At 49.5% G+C, this 18,819-nt stretch carries 11 protein-coding genes and 1 pseudogene; 6 read left to right on the forward strand and 6 right to left on the reverse strand.

Features of this window, described 5'->3' with window-relative positions:
• Nucleotides 1-239 precede the first annotated feature (239 nt).
• The 4 genes and pseudogenes from NW211_RS06800 to NW211_RS06820 form a co-directional block, all read right to left on the reverse strand.
• Nucleotides 240-1,052, reverse strand: coding sequence for a uracil-DNA glycosylase family protein (locus NW211_RS06800; protein WP_258327360.1), 813 nt, complete (start codon nucleotides 1,050-1,052; stop codon nucleotides 240-242).
• 6 nt (nucleotides 1,053-1,058) lie between these two features.
• On the reverse strand, nucleotides 1,059-1,259 hold the full coding sequence (locus NW211_RS06805; protein WP_258327361.1) for a hypothetical protein: 201 nt from the start codon (nucleotides 1,257-1,259) through the stop codon (nucleotides 1,059-1,061).
• A gap of 333 nt (nucleotides 1,260-1,592) precedes the next feature.
• Nucleotides 1,593-2,559, reverse strand: a pseudogene (locus NW211_RS06810) (IS1595 family transposase).
• A 362-nt stretch (nucleotides 2,560-2,921) separates the two neighbouring features.
• On the reverse strand, nucleotides 2,922-3,266 hold the full coding sequence (locus NW211_RS06820) for a hypothetical protein (protein ID WP_087408561.1): 345 nt from the start codon (nucleotides 3,264-3,266) through the stop codon (nucleotides 2,922-2,924).
• A gap of 434 nt (nucleotides 3,267-3,700) precedes the next feature.
• Between NW211_RS06820 and NW211_RS06825 the strand changes: the two genes are divergently transcribed.
• The 6 genes from NW211_RS06825 to NW211_RS06850 all read left to right on the forward strand — a co-directional run bounded on the left by NW211_RS06825 (nucleotide 3,701) and on the right by NW211_RS06850 (nucleotide 16,145).
• A complete protein-coding gene (locus NW211_RS06825; protein WP_258327363.1) occupies nucleotides 3,701-6,937 on the forward strand; it encodes a SusC/RagA family TonB-linked outer membrane protein in 3,237 nt (1,078 codons plus the stop codon).
• 26 nt (nucleotides 6,938-6,963) lie between these two features.
• Complete coding sequence (locus NW211_RS06830; RefSeq protein WP_258327364.1) at nucleotides 6,964-8,721, forward strand: SusD/RagB family nutrient-binding outer membrane lipoprotein; 1,758 nt, start codon at nucleotides 6,964-6,966, stop codon at nucleotides 8,719-8,721.
• A 20-nt stretch (nucleotides 8,722-8,741) separates the two neighbouring features.
• Nucleotides 8,742-10,667 (forward strand): Ig-like domain-containing protein, encoded by a 1,926-nt coding sequence (locus NW211_RS06835; protein ID WP_258327365.1) that lies wholly within the window; start codon nucleotides 8,742-8,744, stop codon nucleotides 10,665-10,667.
• Nucleotides 10,668-10,790: 123 nt separating this feature from the next.
• Complete coding sequence (locus tag NW211_RS06840; protein ID WP_258327366.1) at nucleotides 10,791-14,552, forward strand: LamG-like jellyroll fold domain-containing protein; 3,762 nt, start codon at nucleotides 10,791-10,793, stop codon at nucleotides 14,550-14,552.
• 221 nt (nucleotides 14,553-14,773) lie between these two features.
• Nucleotides 14,774-15,712 carry a tRNA-dihydrouridine synthase gene (locus tag NW211_RS06845; RefSeq protein WP_375379580.1) on the forward strand — a complete coding sequence of 313 codons (939 nt, stop codon included), beginning with the start codon at nucleotides 14,774-14,776 and terminating at the stop codon, nucleotides 15,710-15,712.
• 196 nt (nucleotides 15,713-15,908) lie between these two features.
• Nucleotides 15,909-16,145, forward strand: a complete 237-nt coding sequence (locus NW211_RS06850; RefSeq protein WP_087408559.1) for a DUF2007 domain-containing protein — start codon at nucleotides 15,909-15,911, stop codon at nucleotides 16,143-16,145.
• A 45-nt stretch (nucleotides 16,146-16,190) separates the two neighbouring features.
• Here the strand turns inward: NW211_RS06850 and NW211_RS06855 are convergent, their stop codons facing one another.
• Entirely contained in the window at nucleotides 16,191-17,699 is a 1,509-nt protein-coding gene (locus NW211_RS06855) for a Na+/H+ antiporter NhaC family protein (protein ID WP_375379578.1), read from the reverse strand.
• A 196-nt stretch (nucleotides 17,700-17,895) separates the two neighbouring features.
• Complete coding sequence (locus tag NW211_RS06860; protein WP_087408558.1) at nucleotides 17,896-18,804, reverse strand: hypothetical protein; 909 nt, start codon at nucleotides 18,802-18,804, stop codon at nucleotides 17,896-17,898.
• Nucleotides 18,805-18,819 lie beyond the last annotated feature (15 nt).

Below are 18,819 nucleotides of genomic sequence, written 5' to 3' on the forward strand. Positions count from 1 at the left end.
GAATTTTTAATACCACAGCGGCGGTTGAGGCCGAACTTTTTGCCTGTCGTCGGGCAAACGGGTGTCGCGGGAGGAAGAGCGGGGGTGTCTGTATTATGGGAGTTCTGTCTTTTTTGAAGATGAAAAGCAAATTTTTTTCACACTTATATACTTTAATGTACCAACACTAAAAATCAGTTCAAAGTTATAAGTATTCTCCCACATTCCATGCAAATGGTTTGTGGGATTTTCCGTTCAAGTCATTGGATTTTTCTAATAATTTCTCTTGCATATTCCTCTGCAATGTTCTCCGCTGTGGCTCCAATCTCTTCTAATCTTGGGAATTTTCTCACAATCGCACCACGAGCAGTTCCAGATAAATGTGGCAATGCCAAGATGTTCCGCAGTCCCATTTTCTTGCACATCCTTTCAGCACTTCTGCCAAGGCACACGATTACAGTAGGTTTGACAATCTCTATCTCTTGTCTAATAATTTCTGCATACTTGTCTATATGAGCATCGGAGAACTCATCGGTTGTCTTGTGGTCATAGATAAAGAACTTGTTGGCATCAGTCAAATAAATGCCATATTCATTGGTTACCAGTCTCTTTACGAGCAAGTCCATCATTTTGCCACCCCTCGCATTCTGTCTATGCTCCAATGAGTGCAAGCCAAATGGGCTTGAAATAACTGCATCATAACATTCTCCATAATACTTGTTGTTCCTCAATGGGTCTTGTGCAACAATCATTATATGCTTGTTGTCTTTAACATTGAACCAAGTGGGCAAGTCTACACCGATAGCCCCCTTATGCAATGCCTTGATGTCAGCACCTGATTGGGAGTTGCCAATCGGAATGGTCACGGAGGTGGTGTCATCATATCCACCAAATGGTTTCAAATCCTCTGTGAACACGCCTTGCCATTCTGCACAAGTACAGTCATAAGACTTGCGCATTTGTTCGTAGCGGTTTTCTATCCTATGCAGATATTCCACACCAAGCAACCTTTCAGCAACAAGGTGTGGAATATCATAGGACAGACCGCATTCGTTACAGAATTGGTCTCGCATAGGCTTTTACTTTATCTTTTCAATATTGAAATAGCTCGGAGAGAACATTTCTTTTGTTTCAATTCCAAGCTGTTGCTTTATTGCAGCACGAATTTCTTCCGTATTGGGAGTTGTGCTATATTGCTTTACAACTTGAACGGTTGTTCCCTTTGGAACTTTACCTCCACAAACACTCTGTTTTGCGGTACATCTGAACAGATACGCCATAATACTTATGTTATTATTTTTGCCTACTCTTTGATAAGGTTTTCGGCTTCCCCTTGTGGCTGATTGGGGAACAAAAGAAAGTGCAGAGAGCCATTGCTATTTCTTCAGACAGGCTCTGGTAAAGCCTTTGGACTAAATAAGCAACAGCCTCTGCACCATATAGCATAGTGAGAGGTGGCACTTATTCCCGTCCAAGAAAAATTTACCAGATTCGTCTGAAAGGAATAAGGTTCAAACACTTTCGTGTTCTATCCAATATTTCGGTACAAATATATACCTTATTTCTCACCCACGCAAATATGGGCAGGGCTGTTGCGAGAACAAAAGTACGAATTAGAAAGCAAACATCTCTTGATGTGTGGTCTCCTTGTATGTCAATGTGGTTATTGCTTCGGATACAAATAGTATAAGCCTTTCGCCGTCTTTAAGGCTTCTTGTGTTGTATCGGTATGCACATTCAGCACAATACCAGTACAGATGTTTTGCCGACACTTTACGATATATTCCGAATATCATTCGTTTCAAGTGTGACCAGAAGTTTTCAATGCCATTGGTTGAGAATCCTGACTTGTTCACATACTGACCGTGAGAGTGATTGACTCTTTCATGTGTATATCCGTGCTTGTTCAAGCCATTGTATGCACCCCATTCGTCAGTAACGACGGTTGAACCTTTCTCTACAATCTCCTTTATCAGAGGTAGCAAGGTTTTCTTTGTGGCATCCTTTGTTATGAAGGTGTTTACCATTGAACCGGAACGGAATCCGACTACCGGCACTTTGGTTTTAAGGCTTCGTCCTTGCGAGTGCTGACCTTTCTTGCGTTTGACACTCACATAGGTTTCGTCAATCTGTACTATGTCCTTGAACTTTATTATCTTGTTCATGTTCTGTCGTATTCTGTTGAGCATGAACCAAGCGGTTTTCTGTGTTACACCAATATGCCTATGAATGTACATACTGCTCAAACCAACTTTATTTGTGAGGAACATAAAGATTACCTCAAACCATTTTCTCAAAGGAATATGTGTTCCGTCAAACATTGTCTTGGTTGTGACTGTGAAACGCTCTCGGCAATGCTTGCATTTGTATAGACCTTTGAATTCTCCATTGGTCTTCAAACTTGTAATGCTCTGCTGATATGCAGCCGCAATGAGGACATACTGGTGTGCCTCTCCATTTTGCCTGTTCAAGATACTCTCTAAATCCAGTCTCATCTTTTAGAGCATCTCTCATATCATCGAATGATTTGTAAATCTTCATTCTATAGTCTTCGCCTTTGAAATTGTAATTTGATAACATTATTTTGTTATATAAATATAATACTTTTATTTAACATATTAACTATCAATGAGTTATAATTTGATAACATTTTCAAATTATTTTTTCATTGAGTCTATACTAAAAATGGCTGCCTTGTTCGGGCAGCCATTGGCGTATCTGTTACGATGTTGCTAATTATACAAGAAAACGGCGAAATGTTATCAATTTCAAGAAAAAATTTTCAGAAATTTTCAGTTTTCAGGATTTAATCCTCGTAACGGGAGGATATTGGGATAATAAATACCATTATTTGGTACCATTCCCGCCACGAGGGGAAACAAGAAGTATCAAGGATTTAATTCTTGGATTTGGGTTTATTAGAAATATGGCAAAGGAGGCGTTTATTGAAAACTTGTACCACCAAGGCTAAATGATATTTGGCCATTTGGATTATAATCCAGTTCGGCATTAACCATATCACCATTCCAATAAAACATGTGTCTCAACATATAATTATAGTTGTCAATGCAGAACAGAGTAATGGGAATTGTAATGGTTTCACCAATATCTTGGGCGGTAAATTGGAATAGTATTGACTGACCAACAGAAAGTTTAGGTATCAATTGGTAATTTTGGAGGTCATTGGTTGTCATGTGGTCAACATAGGCACCCCATTTCCCTCCACTACCACCTCCACCCCATTGACCATCAATTGGATTAAGAACTAATATCTCGGGGGGGGACATTTCACTACTCGCTCCGCCAAACCGAGAACAGATTTCGTTGTCAGAAAGTTATCTGTTGCCATTGTATCAAAGTTTAATATCTTTGTATATGTATCAAGGCAATGATTTTAGTGTTGGTACATTAAAGTATATAAGTGTGATTTTTTTTTAGATATTTTCAATAGTATAAATTATATGAATATCAGTAAATTATTCTTGCTTTTACTACCTGTAAAATTGATGAATATTAAAAGTACGGAAGGAAATTAAACAAATAACACTAGGGAAAAGAGTCTGTTTAGGGTTAATAATATAGTGTAGTATGTGAAAAACTATACTGGAAATAACCTTTTGCATAATGATACTATGGAAAAGCAAATACCATGAACAAAGAAACCCAGAAAAGAAGAAAATAGTGGAATATAGAATCAATTAAGTATTTAAATCTAAAAAACATGAAAAAAAATCACAAGTGTAAATTTGGGCTTTTGGTGCTCTTCTTGTCTCTTTTTTTCCCGGTTGTTGCCAGTGTGATGACCCAGGGGGCAGGAGTGGCAACAGCGAAGACAACTCAGTCGGGCAAGCATCAGATCAAGGGTGTAGTCTCCGATGAGTCGGGCGAACCTTTAATAGGCGTGAGCGTATTGGTGAGAGGAACGTCAACAGGTGCCTCTACGAATATCGACGGTGTCTATACAATCGAGGTCCCGAACGACAACGCTGTTCTCGATTTTAGTTATGTGGGTTATCAGAAAACATCACTCTCGTTGGCGGGAGCTTCTTCGTACAATGTAGTTATGAAGGAGGAGAATCGCGTATTGGACGAGGTGGTTGTAACCGCCATGGGTATATCGAGAGAGTCCAAGACCCTGACGTATGCCACTCAAACGATCAAAAGCGAAGAGGTGACTCGTATCAAGGAGACGAACTTCATCAATTCACTCAAAGGTAAGAGTGCCGGTCTGACCATCGTTCCTAATAACACCGGTGCCGGTGGTGGTGCTTCTAAGATTGTACTGCGTGGTTCCACCTCGATTCTGGGTACCAACCAGCCGTTGATTGTGATCGACGGTGTGCCTATGCAAGACGGTATGGGTACGCAGGCTACCGACAACATGATTCTGGGTGGTAACCGCAGCGGCGACGACCTGCTGTCGACCATCAACCCCGAGGATGTGGAGAGCATGACCATTCTGAAAGGCCCGAATGCTGCCGCCCTTTACGGTAGTGCCGCCAACAACGGTGTAATCGTGATTACCACCAAGTCGGGTGCTGCGGGTGCCGTGAAGATAAATATCTCGAGTTCCACTTCGGTCGAGACCATCGCCATGTATCCCAAGGTACAACAGATCTATGGTATCAGCGACAACAATCAATGGTCGGCTTGGGGCCCGAAAATCGGAACCCGTTCGGCCGATGAAATCGCCTCGGCTCCCTATCTGATGAATACGGCTCGCAGTGCCGTGAAGGACTTCTTCAACATGGGTCTGACGACCAATAACGGTTTGACGTTGAGTGGTGGTACCGAAAACTTCCGTACTTACTTCTCGTACAACAATACCTATCAAACCGGTCTGCTTCCCGGAAACAAGTTCAGCCGTCACAATGTGATGTTCAAGGAGACTTTCTCCCTGTTCGACAAGCGAATCAACATCAATACCAGCTTGAACTGGATTCACCAGAAAACCGATAACGGCCCGGTTGTAGGTAAGGCGTTGAGTGCCCTCTATGCTCTGTATCGTACGCCGGCCGACATCGATATGCGCTATTTCAAACACAATTACCAACACACGGGTACGGCCGCCGATGATATCGTGAGCAATCCCCAGACCGGTAACCCCAAACTGGCCGGACAGCCGGTGCAAACCTGGTACTGGTACGACCAGTATCTGAATAACCCCTATTGGGTGACCAACATGAATAACGATGTGGCCAAACGGGATCGTTTGCTGGCCAATGTCACTTTGGATGCCAAGATTTGGCAAAACATTAAATATCAGACCCGTTTCAGTGTCGACTATGTGATAAACAACAACTTGAACGAAGAGTATGCCGGTATGTTCCGAACCGCATTTGACTATGTGGGCGGTAAATATTACTCCAGCAATTCTCGCTCGAGCGATATCTATAACGATCACATGCTTACCTGGAACGACCGTTTCGCCGATAAGATCGACATCAATGCTGCCGTGGGTACCAGCTTTACCCGTCATTATAATCGGAATACGAACATTACTACCGCTATCGATACGTGCGGTGTCCCCAATGCCTTCGTTCCTCAGAACAGCAAGCACAGCCGTCCCAACAACCCCAACGGTAGTGCCACTTCGGCCTACGACAGCTGGAACAACAACGATTGGAGTACGGCCGTTTTCGCTACGGCATCTCTCGGTTTGTTCGACAAGGTTTACCTCGATGGTAGCTATCGTTTGGAGTGGGCCCAGTCGTTCCAGCAATTTACGCAAGGCAGCGGTTACAAATCGTTCGACTACTATTCGGCCGGTGTCAACGTGCTTCTCGACAAGTTCTTGCCTCGCCGAGACTGGCTCAACCAGTTGAAATGGCGTGGCAGCTGGTCGGTTGTGGGTAACCCCATTCCCAATACCCTGTTTGCCCGTCAGTCTATTGACTTCGGTACGGGAACCGTAGGTACTCGTCCGCCGTTGTTCGACAATCCTCTGCCCGAAACGACCACTTCGTTCGAGACGGGTTTCGATGTATGGATGTTTGAAAACAAATTCAATTTCGACCTGACCTATTACAACTCTACACTTCGCAATCAGTTCCTGTATGTGACTACGGCCAATGGTGAGTCCAAGCCTGTCAATACGGGTGTGATTCGCAACTACGGTTTGGAATTCCAGGCCGCTTACCGGTGGAACATCAACCGCGACTGGCGTTGGGAAACCGGATTCAACATCGCTTGGAACGATAACCGCATCCTGGAAACTTACAAAACGGAAACGGGTGCTCCCTATGAAGTACAGATGGGCCCCAATGCCTTCAAGATTAAATATGTAGAAGGCGGCCGTTATGGCGATATTTATGTAAACTCTTTCGCTCGTGACGAAAACGGTTATATCAAGGTCAACGACGAAGGCGACTATGCCAATGCCGTTCCCGTGATGACCTCGGGCAAATATGAAACCTATGTAGGTAACATGACTTCGCCCATCAACTTCGGTTGGAACAACACCTTCACCTGGAAGAACCTGAGCCTCTATTTCTTGCTCGAGGGACGTATCGGAGGTAAGGTGATGTCGCTGACCGAGGCCGATTACGACTTGTACGGCCTCTCCGAGCGTTCGGCGCAAGATCGTCTGAATGGCGAGCGCGTGATGCAAAACGGCAAGGAGTATGTCCTCAAGGAGTTGCCCGACGGTTCGGGTCGCAAAGTGTCGGTAGAGAACTACTACATGACTATCGGTGCATTCCCCATGGAAGACCACGTTTACGATGCAACCAGCGTGCGCATGCGCGATATCTCGTTGAGCTACGACATGCCTAACCTCTTCGGCAAGCGACAAGGCATGACGGTGCAATTCTCGGTAAAGAACGCCTTCTTTATCTATAAGAATTCGCCCGTCGATCCCGACATATCGGTATCGGCTGCCAACGGTTACTCGGGTATCGACTGCTACACGTTGCCTACGACGCGCAGTTTCGCTTTGACTTTGAAGTTTGATTTATAATGAATTTGGGTTTAAATAATATCAAGATGAGAAAAACAATATATGCAATCGGATTCTTCGTGGTTGAATCCGTATTTTCAGTCGGTCTTTTCACTTCTTGCGGCGACCGCTTTCAGGAGGAGTATCCCTGGATGATCGGACGTCAGGAAGACATGGACAACGCTAATGAAGAGGGTGCGGGTGCCACCGATATTACTGTGCTCGAACAAGAGCTTCGTGGAGCCATCCCCTATATGATCAGCTACACCAAGGGCGGTAGCTGGCAACCTCATGCCTATCAATACCAACGGTCCAACAATATCGACAACTACGCCGGATATTGGACGACGACCAAAGGTACCTTCGCCTTCGGTGGCGCTCTGCCTACGCTTTACACCTATCCCAACGACTATCTGGGTGGCCCGATGGATAACTCGATTTTTACACAGTCGTACAATGCCATTCACCATGCCACCGAGTTGGGCAAACCCGAATGGCGTGCCGTTGCCCTGATTATTCAAGCCTATCAAGGTCATGAAATCGTCGATTTCTATGGTGCCGCACCGTTTAACGATTGGCGTAACCTGCAACGTAATCCGCCGTTGACCTATGAAAAAGGTGAGGATATTTACGCACAAATCTTCAACGACCTCGACGAGGCTATCCGTATTTTGAAGGAGCGTCAGCCCTCGCGTGATGAGATTGCCAAGATCGAAGACTTGACCATCAGAACCCTGTCTAATGGCGACTGGCGCATGTGGGTGAAGTTTGCCAACAGCATCAAGATGCGTATGGCCATGAACATCGTGAAATACGATGCCGGTACGGCACAGCAGAAATTTGAACAGGCTGTAACCGACGATATCGGAGTCCTCAGCGAGACCGATGCCCGTGACATCGCCTACTATCAAGAGCAAAATGCCTGTTCGTGGTATGTACTTGGCAACTCGTGGAACGATATTCGCCTGGGTGCCTCGTTGGAGAACATTCTCAAACGCTGCAATCACCCCTTGCTTACCCGCTGGTTCGATACCAACGCCTATACGATTAAAGACAAGTCGTCGGGTATTGCCGCTCCCATCGATGTGTATGGAGTTCGTGCCGGCATCAACATGCGTAACAACAATACCACCGGTAAGGACAAGGGCGGTTACGGTCCTTTTGCCACTCTTACGGGTGAGTTCCAATATATGCACCAGCCTTTCTTCAAACGTACTGAGAGCCTGTTCCTGATGGCCGAGGGCGCTCTGAGAGGTTGGAATACGAGAGGCCGTACGGCTCAGGAACTTTACGAAGCCGGTATACGCCTTTGCTTCCAGGAAAACGGCATCACCGACGAGTCGGTAATCACCCAGTATCTGGAGCAAACCGAAGTGAACGATGTGGATTACGTCGATCCCTATAATGGAGAGAACAATATCGCCGGTCGTGTGAACGTGTGCGTAAAGTGGAACGAAAGCGATGACAATGAGGTGAAACTCGAAAAAATCATTACGCAAAAATATATCGCCAACTTCCCCATGAGTGCCGAGGCGTGGACGACCTTCCGCCGTACGGGTTATCCCCGTCTGTTCCCGGTCAAGGTGAACAACTTGAAAGACCAGAATGTCGATACCGAGTTGCAGTTGCGTCGTATCCCTATTGTAGAAACTACGAACAATACGTTGGAAATCGCTTCGCTCGTACAGGCTCTTGGTCAGCCCAACTGGGGTGGTTCACGTGTCTTCTGGGATATTGCTAACGAAACTCGTGGCGATCAGAGTCCCGATAACGAATATTTATTGGTAGTACCGCACAACTTTTAATCTATAAATCTTTAGGAACAATGAAACGATATAGCATTATATTATTTTTGGCTCTCTTCTTTGGCGTTACCATTTTCTCTGCCTGTGAAGAGGAGGCCACGCTCGATGGTGCGACCGAGGTGTATATCACCCTCAATCCCATGGACATCTCTTTGCGGGTAGGCGATACGGTGAAGATTTCGGCCAAGGTTACCAATGTGAGCGGAAAAATCATCAATACCCCCATCGCTTGGTCGCTTGCCGACGAGACTGTAGCCAAGCTGTTGGGCGATAGCGCTATTGTAGCCGTTAATGGTGGACAGGAGAGAGAGACGACTCTGAAAGCTACGTTGGAAAATGGCAAGTATGCCATTACCTCGGTTACCGTCTTGCGCAACCTGCCCGAAGGGGTGACTTGTGTCGCCAACGACAGCACTATGCCCGAGATGACCACTAAACAAAGTTACAACATGCTGCACGACTCGGTTATGTTTGCCGTTTCGCCCAAGACCTTGCTGTATGATTATGAGCCCCAGGTTACACTCGAGGGTGTTACGGCTTATGACCCCATGACTACCATCAATTACGAGAAAGGTATTGTAACGGTTCACTTCGTTTCGCCTCGTGAGTCGGGTGAGGGAAAAGTAACCGTCACGCTGGGTGACGCCTCGACGGCGAAGTCGGGCTCTTGTACAATTACGATAGCTCCTCAAATATTCGCCACATTCTACGGCGAAGCCTATGCCAATATGCCTTACCTGGAGACTCGTCCCGGTAAGGAAATCCTGCCGATGTATTTTGCCTATACCTACGAGAAGGAGATGGATATAAATACGTCTGACACGATTCGCATTGCCATGAACGTGCAGTCGGGTTTGAAGGAAGACATCGAGAATGCCTACAGTGCCTACCGTTGGGAAATCGCTTCGGGCAGCTCGGTTGTGATTACCAGCAAGACCAACGAATATGTGGAAAACGAAGGTTTCGATGCCGTGCTTTCGGTGCGTGCCGGTGTAGAAGAGGGTGATACCGAGATTCATTGCATAACTCCCGATACGGTATTCGTTGCCACCTTCCGGGTGAAAGATTTCAAGACCCGTTATCCGGTCGACGAAATTACCGTCGACAAAGATCCCATCTCCATGCCTGTGGGGGGTACCGTGCTGTTGACAACGGGTGTAATACCGGCTACTTCTTATGCCTATCATAAACCGGTGGTCAAGGCTGCCGATCCTACCAAAGTTTCCGTAGGGGCATACGATGGCAATATGATTACCTTGCGAGGCCTTGCCCTGGGTGAAACCGAACTGATTCTTACCTCCAACGGTAAGGAAAAACGAGTTCCGGTAACCGTTACCGAGGGCATCCACTCGGTACTGTGGGTTTCGGGTAATGCCCGTACTATCTTTGCCGGCCAATCGGTACAATGGGCTATCGACGCGAAGACCCTCTCGGGTGGCGACAACCCCTATGATGTCACGTGGAAATCGACGAATCCCGAAGTAGTTAAGGCCGAACAGACCGGCAGCGATAACAAGCATGGTACAATTACGGGTCTTGCCGTTGGTTCGTCCGATGTGACGGCCGAGGTTGCCGGAGTAACGTCTGATGTCGCTACGGTACAGGTGATTGCATTGCCGGTAGATCTGAATCTGACGGCTGCCGATATCGATCAACAGAACTCGGCTATCTATGACGAATCGGGTAATCTGGTAGTGCTTGTAGCTCCTACATCGGGATACAGCCTGATTACGCTGACCCTTCCTTATAATGGAGGAAGCTACGATGGTCAATACTCGCTTGCCGGTGCTACCCTTAACATCGATGGCGCTGAAGTTGAAGTGACGTCGGGTAGTTTGACTGTTGCCACGTCGGCCGGACAGACGACCGTATCCTACAACCTTTCGGGTAATGTAGGCGGTAAGGTGTTCTCGATCGAGGTCGTTGATATACCGGTATTGCTCTAAGTAAAAAAGGTTTGGGAGGGAAGGGAGTATGAACTTATACTCTCCTCCTTCTCAAATCTCTTGGTATCAAAGAAAAAGAAAACTGAGATTACATAATTCATTATTAACCTAAAAACAATTTCCATGAAAAGAAATCTATTTTTGTTTTCCGGAATCTTGGCTCTTTCGCTCACGGCCAATGCACAAGAGTTGAAAGAGGAGTACATGACATGGCCCAATAGCCAAGGTCTTGGAGAGTATGCTTCCCAATGGACTCCGGGAGAATACCTGTTTGAAGATGAAAACTTTTACATCTCGCGTGTGAAACCCAAAGCTCGTTTCCGCAATGCCAACACGCAGATTAACGAAACATTGACCGAAGAGACCGACAAGAACCTGGTGTTCTGGGTTCCCATAGGTACCGCTTCGGGAGGTAACCCGAATGCACGGCCTAACGGCAAGTTCGATTCCGAAGTATTCAGTATGTGGTCGTATGTTACCCACTATGGCAACTGGACCGCTCCGCAAGGCTGGGTGCCCGGTGGTTTTGCCGATGCCGCCCATAAAAACGGTGTAGGAGTATCGGGTGTGGCCTCTATTCCCTGGGGCAGTTTGTCTTCCGATTGGGCTACCGCTTTGGATAACATGTCCAAGAATGCGACCATTCGTGAGAAGGTAGCCAAATTCCTTCACTATCACGGTGTAGATGGTCTCGGTTACAACTCGGAGTTCAACACTTCGAATACGACGATGCTGTCTAATGTGCGCGCTCTGAACGAAGAGGTACACAAATATTTGACCGAACAAGGAAACCCCGTAGCCGAGAACTTCTGGTATGATGGTACGAACGATAATGGTCAGATCAATTTTGACCAGGGTCTCGGTTCTCACAACAACGAAACCTTTGGCGATGGAGAGCACATCCGTACGTCACTGTTCTTGAACTACAACTGGTGGGGAACTCCGTTGAGCACGTTCAATGAGGCTACAATCAATAGCCAGGCTCCCGGCCGTAGCTTGCTCGACTTGTATGCCGGTTTCAACATGCAAGGTGGTGACCCCTCGACTTGGACGTTGCTCGAAGACTACAATGTCTCTATCGGTTTGTGGGGCGCTCACGATTTCAACATGTTGTGGGCCGACCGTGCCAACTATGGCAGTACCGATATGTCGAAACAGTTGGGTTATCAAAATGTAATCGAGCAGTTCTTCTCGAACGGCCGTCGTAACCCGATTGACAAGATTGCGGTATTCGATCGTGGCAGCCACCACCCCAACGAAGGCTGGTTCGGTATGTCGGCCTTTATGACCGCTCGCAGCTCGCTCAGCTGGGATTTGGCCACCGAGCCGTTCATCACCTATTTCAACCTGGGTAACGGTCAGTTCTTCAACTGGATGGGCGAACGTCAGAACGACAACGAGTGGTACAACATTGGTGTACAAGACTATCTGCCTACCTGGCGTTTCTGGTTTGCTTCCGAGTTCTTGGGCAAAACGGCCGACAAGGTGGTTGCCAATGGCCTGGATGCCAAGTTTACCTTCGACGATGCTTATGTAGGCGGTTCGTGTCTGCGCATCTTCGGTTCGGCAGCCGATGAATATCTGCACCTCTTCAAGACGGCTTTCACGCTGGCTTCGGGCGATAAGATTACGGTTCGTTACAAATTGATCCGTGGTCAGGCCGACATCAATCTGGCTCTCTCTGCCGTTGGTGACGAGACCACAATTCTGCGTGAGTCTGGTTTCAAGGTATTGACGGTTGCCGATAGCGAGGCCGACGACGAAATGTGGGTAGAGAAGACCTTTACAATCAGTGGTACTTTGGCTTCGCTGGCCAACCGGAATATTGCCATGGTTGCTCTCCACTTTGAGAACGCCGAGAATCTGGAACTCTACTTGGGCGAATTCTCGATTACGCGTAACGAGATGACTACTCCTGCCGCTCCTGTCATCAAGATAGCCAAAGTGCTGGCTTCTCACTACAAGGGCGTAGATGCCAAGGTCATCTTCGAAATGAACAATACCAAGCCTCTGGGCGAGCCGGTTTACAACCTCGATGTAAACGCTTCGATGTTCAAGCTCTATGCTCAACAAGAGAATGAAGAGCCTATCTTTATGGGTATCACTACGTCGTGGGCCGGTATGTACTATTCGATTCCTACCAACTTGCAGGGTTCTGACCGCATCCGTCTGGGTGTTGCTGCCGTTTCGGTCGACATGAAGAGCGATTCCGAAATCTCCTGGAGCGAGTATATGGATATGGGTGAGTACACGACGACCGACGACATTCAAATCGACAAGACGACAATCAAACCGAACGAGAGCTTCGAAATCTCTTACGTCGATCCTCGTCACGATCCTGCCGACTGGAAACTGCTCAACAGCGACGGCGAGACTGTAAAACAAGCTACCAATACGACGGTATTCTCGGTAGAAGACGGTATCTCTGAGATTGGTGGTTATGACCTGCAGGTAACTTGCAACGGTCAAACATCTACTTTCGGCTACTATGTACAGATTACGAGCGAGTCCGTAGGTGCTCTGCCCGAAATCTATACGCTGACGGTTGACGGCGAAGAGACTTCGGCCGCCGAAGTGAAGGTAGACCTCGACCAAACGCTCACACTGGGTTATACCGGTAGAAAAGCCGATGGTGCCTCGTCGCGCGGTATCGAAATCAACGACAGCTGGATTGGCGGTAACCTGAATGAAGCAGGTATCGTAGGTGGTAAATCCTTCTCGGTATCGGCTTGGGTTCGCTTTACTACGTTGCCCGAGTCTTCTGCCTTCTTCAGCATCGAGAACCGTGCGGGTGGATGGCCTGTAAACAACTGGGGCTGGATGTGGTCTAACATTACCAGCGAAGGCCGGGTTACCGCCTATACGGTTCGTGGCGACGGTAATGCTTCTCCGGTTGCCGTGAACTATACCTTCCCCAATACGATTGTATCGCCCAATGCTTGGAACCATGTAGTTCTTACCTTCGAGTATAACGATCAAGGTCAATTCCGCTCGCTCTTCTACCTGAATGGTGTTCTGCAAGAGTCTACCTGGACCTACGGTTCTTCTGCAAGTGGAAAAACCGAGGATTGGGTTCCCAAGGCAAGTTACGATGTTTCGGCTTCCGACTGGTTCTGCTTCGCCGGTGGTCGTGGTGAACAACCGGTTACCAACAACGGTATCGTTGACGACCTGTTGATTTGGGACGGTGGCATGACTCAAGAAGAGGTGAATCAAGTGAAAGCCGGTCTCGATGCTTCTGACCTGCCCGACAAGGTAATCGCTTACTGGGATTTTGAAACCGATGCCAACGACCAGAATTATTTCTTGTCGAAAGGTTCGAAAGAGGGTGCAAAAGCCTGCTCGTTCAAACTGGTAGCTTCGACGGCTCAAGGTTCGGGTGTGCAAACTCCGCAAAGACCGCTCTACATCTCGGGTTGTCCGTTTATTGCCGGTACTGCTTTCCAGGTAGAAACTCTCCCGACGTGGACTGCCAAACGTGGCGAGCTCTCCGAATCGACCGGTACCGATACCGAAGGTTCTACGAAGCTGACTTACAGCAAGAGCGGTGATTATACCGTTACCTTGACGCTTGAGAATACGCTCGGCTCAGACACGAAGTCCTATCCGGTATTCCTGGTCGATCAGAAAGATGCCGTAGAAGATGGCGTAGCCGATGAGATGCGCACCTATACGGTTGAAGATCTCCTCTTTGTAGAGTTTGCCGAAGCCGGTGCTTATCAAGTAGGCGTATACAATGTTTCGGGTATGCTTGTGGCTCAGGAAGAGGCTACGGTAGCTGCCGGCCAGCACATGAGCATTACGCTCGGGGCCAAGGGCGTTTACGTGGTTAAGGTGATGAAAGAGGGTAAAGTGGTTCGCACGGTTAAGGTGCTGAATCGCTAAGCCGATAATGCCTTTTCCCCGACGGGTGTCCTGGCTTCGGAGCCGGGTTGCCGCGGGATAAGGCCATAAAGTCCAAGCGGGGGCTGTGTCGTCGTAGACGATGCAGCCCTCTCTTTTTGTATCCGGGTGCATGGGGCGGGAGATGTGAGCGGGCCGCTCGATAAGTGTGCCGTATAATTTTGATTTCTATTCGGCTTGTACTACTTTTGTCCATCATGTCATTGCCCGTCTGTTTTGCCCCGTTGCAAGGGTATACCGATGCGGTGTACCGTTGTGCTCATGCCTCGCTTTTCGGTGGGGTGGCTGCCTTTTACACGCCGTTTGTCCGCATCGAGAAAGATGATTTTCGCCGGAAGGATTTGCGCGATATTGCTCCCGAAAATAACCGGGGTATGACGGTGGTGCCGCAGTTGATAGCCTCGCAGCCCGACGAGTTGTGCCGGTTGGTCGACGGTATAGCGGCCTGCGGGTATCGGCGTATCGACCTCAATCTGGGGTGCCCGTTTCCCATCCTGGCGAAGCGGCACAAAGGGTCGGGCATCTTGCCTTTCCCCGACGAGGTGGAGCGGCTGTTGCGCCCGCTCGAGGGGTATGGCGGGATAGATTTCTCGGTGAAGATGCGGCTGGGGTGGGAGAGCCCCGACGAGTCGTTGCGCCTGTTGCCGCTGCTCGAGAGCTCGCCGGTGCGACAGATTACGCTCCACGCCCGGGTGGGGCGGCAGCAGTATAAGGGCGAGCCCGACCTCGACGGCTTTGCCTGGTTCTACGAGGCGTGTCACCTTCCGCTGGTCTATAATGGCGACTTGACTACGGTCGAGGCGATGAGGAGCATCGAGCAGCGCTTCCCCCGGCTCTCTGGCCTGATGGTGGGGCGGGGATTGCTGGCTCGTCCCTGGTTGGCCGAGGCCTATGCCGGCGACGGAGCAATGCCGCCCGATGGTTACGCCCGGGTGGCCCGGCTGCACGACCAGGTGTTCACCCGCTATGCCGGGGTGTTGCAGGGGGTGCATCAGTTGCTCGCCCGCATGGCTACGTTTTGGGAGTATCTGTTGCCCGACGTGGACCGGCGGTTGAAGAAGCGGGTGTTGAAGGCGCGGTCGGTCGAGGAGTATACCGGGGCGGTGCAGAATCTGTGGCACTCGTTGGAAGAAAACCGGTAGGCGGGTAGGGATTTTTGTGCGGAGGGGCGTTATATCTTCAAAATCATCAGGCAGGTGTCGAGGCGTTGTTCCGGCGAAATTCCCGGCTTTTATTTGCTTTTGCGTTTTTCTTTCACTATCTTAGCCAAAAAGGAAGCCGTTTGGGCTTGTCGCTTTGTATGCCGCCTATTTGTAACACTACCTAAAACGCTCCATTATGGAAAAAGAGATTGTGTTGTATCGTACGTTCGACTCGTCGGTCGAAGCGAATATCGTGAAGGATGTGTTGGAGACAAACGGTGTGCCCTGTTTCCTGTCGAACGAGATTTTCTCGAGTGTGCTGCCGCTGACCAATTCGTCGGTGGGGGCCATCCGGCTCAATGTCTTTGCCGAAGATGTGGACAAGGCCGACATGATTTTGAGCAGCACGACACTCCCCGAGAGTAAAGAGTAACTGTTTTTTCCCGAATTCTTTCTGCTTGTTTTGGACGCCGCGTGCTTACCCCACGAGCACATGGCCGGCATCGGGTGCACCCTTGACCGTTTCGCTCGCTTTGGGGGCGAATTGGGCCGCAATACCCTGTTTTATCTTGAAGCCGGTGATTGCTACGAGTATCGACATGAGGGGGCTCAGCAGGTTGAAGAAACAGTAGGGCAGGTAGGTGAGCGTGCCTACACCCAGCACGGTAGCCTGGGTCATGCCGCACGAGTTCCAGGGGATGAGCACCGAGGTGACCGTCACCGAGTCTTCCACCGTGCGGCTGAGCAGCCGGCTCTCCAGCCCGCGGTTGTGATACAGATCCTTGAACAGATTGCCCGTGAGGATAATCGACAGATACTGGTCGGCCGTGCAGGCGTTGAAGAAGAGGCCGGCCCCAACGGTCGAGCATACGGCGCTCTTGGGCTTGTGTACGAACCGCACGAAGAGGTTGGTGATGCTGCTTATCATGTGGCTGGCCGACATCACTCCCCCGAAGCACATGGCGCAGATGATGAGCCAGATGGTGTCCATCATGCCCCGCATGCCCCGGGTAGCCACCAGCGCGTCGATTTCGGGGTGGCCCGTCGAGAGGGCGGTGCTGCCGAAGACCGACGTCATCAGACCTTTGAAGCCGGTGGCGAAGTCGAGGGTATCGCTCTGGGCGATTTGCAGCAGAACGTGGGGCTGGAAAATGAGTATGCAGATACCGGCCACAACCGACGAGATGAAGAGGGTGATGATGGTCGGTAGCTTGACTACGATCAGGATTCCGGTGATGAGAGGCACCAGCAACAGCCAGGGCGAGAGGTTGAACTTCTGGGCCAGTGTGTCGGCAAAGAGGGCACTCTGGGCGCTGTCGGTGTGGCTCATCGTCAGTCCGGCCACCGTGAAGATAACGAGGGTAATGACTATCGACGGCACGGTGGTAACCAGCATGTAGCGTATGTGGGTGAAGAGTTTGGTACCCGTGGTCGACGAGGCGAGCACGGTGGTGTCGGAGAGCGGCGAAATCTTGTCGCCGAAGTAGGCCCCCGAGATGATGGCGCCGGCAATCCATCCGGTGTCGAATCCCATGGCCTTGCCTATGCCCAGCAGAGCCACACCTATGGTGGCGATGGTGGTCCAGGAGCTGCCCGTGATGACCGAGACTATGGCGCAGATGATGCAGCACGAAGCCAGGAAGAAGCGCGGCGAGAGGATGTGCAGGCCGTAGGAGATGAGCGTAGGCACCACGCCGCTGAGCATCCAGGTGCCCGAGATGGCCCCGATGAGCAGCAGGATGATGATGGCCGGGGTCACCTTCTTGATGTTTTTGGCCATGCCCTCCTCGAGTACGCTCCATTTGTAGTTATACAGTCCCATGGCCAGGGCCACGCATACGGCCGAGGCGACGAGCAGCGACACTTGGCTGCCGCCCATCAGGGCATCGCTCCCGAAGATGGGGATGACCATGGCCAGCAGGGCCACCAGTACAACCAGCGGGATGATAGCGATGAGGGGCGCAGGTATTTTGGTTTTCTCGTTCATGTCGGTTTTATTCTGATTTCGTTTGCAAATGTAATAATAATGCAAATATTAGCGGCTGTTTTTCGGGAATATTTGAATATATACACGTATTTTTATCGTATTATATAATAAATATACATTTATATGTAGAAAAAAGACCGAACAGAAACTGACGGTTTCTATCCGGTCGGGGTCGTATGAGTATGAATGTCGTGTATCAGAAGTGGAGCATCACGCCGGCTGAGAAGCTGCGCATCTGGGGACCACGGCTCTGCTGCAAGACGTTGAAGGGCGAGAGCTTCACGTAGAAGCCGAAGGTACCGTATCCGCCCTGGGCCATGATGTCGAGATTGATGGGGTTGGGCTTGATGCCCTTTTCGAAGAGTTGTATCTTCTGGCCGTCGGCGGTGGTATATTTGGTTTTGGTGCTGCTGTAAGTCTTGATGCCAATGACGGGACCCAGCGAGAAGAAGATGGGGCCGTGCAGGAATTTGTGGGTTTGCCACTCGAAGAGCAGAGGCACGGTGAGGTCGACGGTCTTCAATCGCGAGAAGTCGAGGTCGGCACCCTCGGGGCAGGGCACGACGCTTATTTTCCCCTCCTGTTTGACGAAGTAGCGGTTTTCGTTCATGACGTAGTTGCGCCAGTCGATACCCAAGCCGGTGACGAATCCCCAGTTGTTGCCGCTGATGGGAGTATAGACGGTGATGAAGTTCCAGAAAATTTCGAACGAACCCGAGAAGTCGAGCGAGATGCCGTTGGGGTTGTTGAGGAAACGCATGCCGTTACCCATGCCGTTGCAGAAGCCGAAGCCTACGCCCGACCAGTGCGGGTCGAAGCGCTTGCGTTTCTTCGCCTTGTTGCCTGTGATGAGGTCGGAGAAGGGGAACGCTACCGACTCGGAGAGTTCCCACGAGGTTTGCCGTTTGCCGTCGGCGTAGCGCGACTCGTAGAATTTCTGGTAGGGTGTATCCCCTTCGAAAACCTTGACCGATACGATGTCGGCCGAGTCTTTGATTTGAATCTCTTTTTGGTTGAAGTAGACGGTGGTGTCGCGTTCGATGTCGGCCGCCACGACAGGCAGGGCGAGCAGGAGCGCAGGCAAGAGCGTAAGAATAGGTTTCATATCGATATTGTTTTT

The organism is Barnesiella sp. ET7 (assembly GCF_024733785.1).
Lineage (GTDB): Bacteria > Bacteroidota > Bacteroidia > Bacteroidales > Barnesiellaceae > Barnesiella > Barnesiella merdigallinarum.

Coding starts and splice junctions, on each gene's coding strand:
- NW211_RS06825 (WP_258327363.1), top strand. CDS start 3,701: ATGAAAAAAAATCACAAGTGTAAATTTGGGCTTTTGGTGCTCTTCTTG.
- NW211_RS06850 (WP_087408559.1), top strand. CDS start 15,909: ATGGAAAAAGAGATTGTGTTGTATCGTACGTTCGACTCGTCGGTCGAA.
- NW211_RS06820 (WP_087408561.1), bottom strand. CDS start 3,266: ATGTCCCCCCCCGAGATATTAGTTCTTAATCCAATTGATGGTCAATGG.
- NW211_RS06805 (WP_258327361.1), bottom strand. CDS start 1,259: ATGGCGTATCTGTTCAGATGTACCGCAAAACAGAGTGTTTGTGGAGGT.
- NW211_RS06840 (WP_258327366.1), top strand. CDS start 10,791: ATGAAAAGAAATCTATTTTTGTTTTCCGGAATCTTGGCTCTTTCGCTC.
- NW211_RS06800 (WP_258327360.1), bottom strand. CDS start 1,052: ATGCGAGACCAATTCTGTAACGAATGCGGTCTGTCCTATGATATTCCA.
- NW211_RS06835 (WP_258327365.1), top strand. CDS start 8,742: ATGAAACGATATAGCATTATATTATTTTTGGCTCTCTTCTTTGGCGTT.
- NW211_RS06830 (WP_258327364.1), top strand. CDS start 6,964: ATGAGAAAAACAATATATGCAATCGGATTCTTCGTGGTTGAATCCGTA.
- NW211_RS06860 (WP_087408558.1), bottom strand. CDS start 18,804: ATGAAACCTATTCTTACGCTCTTGCCTGCGCTCCTGCTCGCCCTGCCT.
- NW211_RS06855 (WP_375379578.1), bottom strand. CDS start 17,699: ATGAACGAGAAAACCAAAATACCTGCGCCCCTCATCGCTATCATCCCG.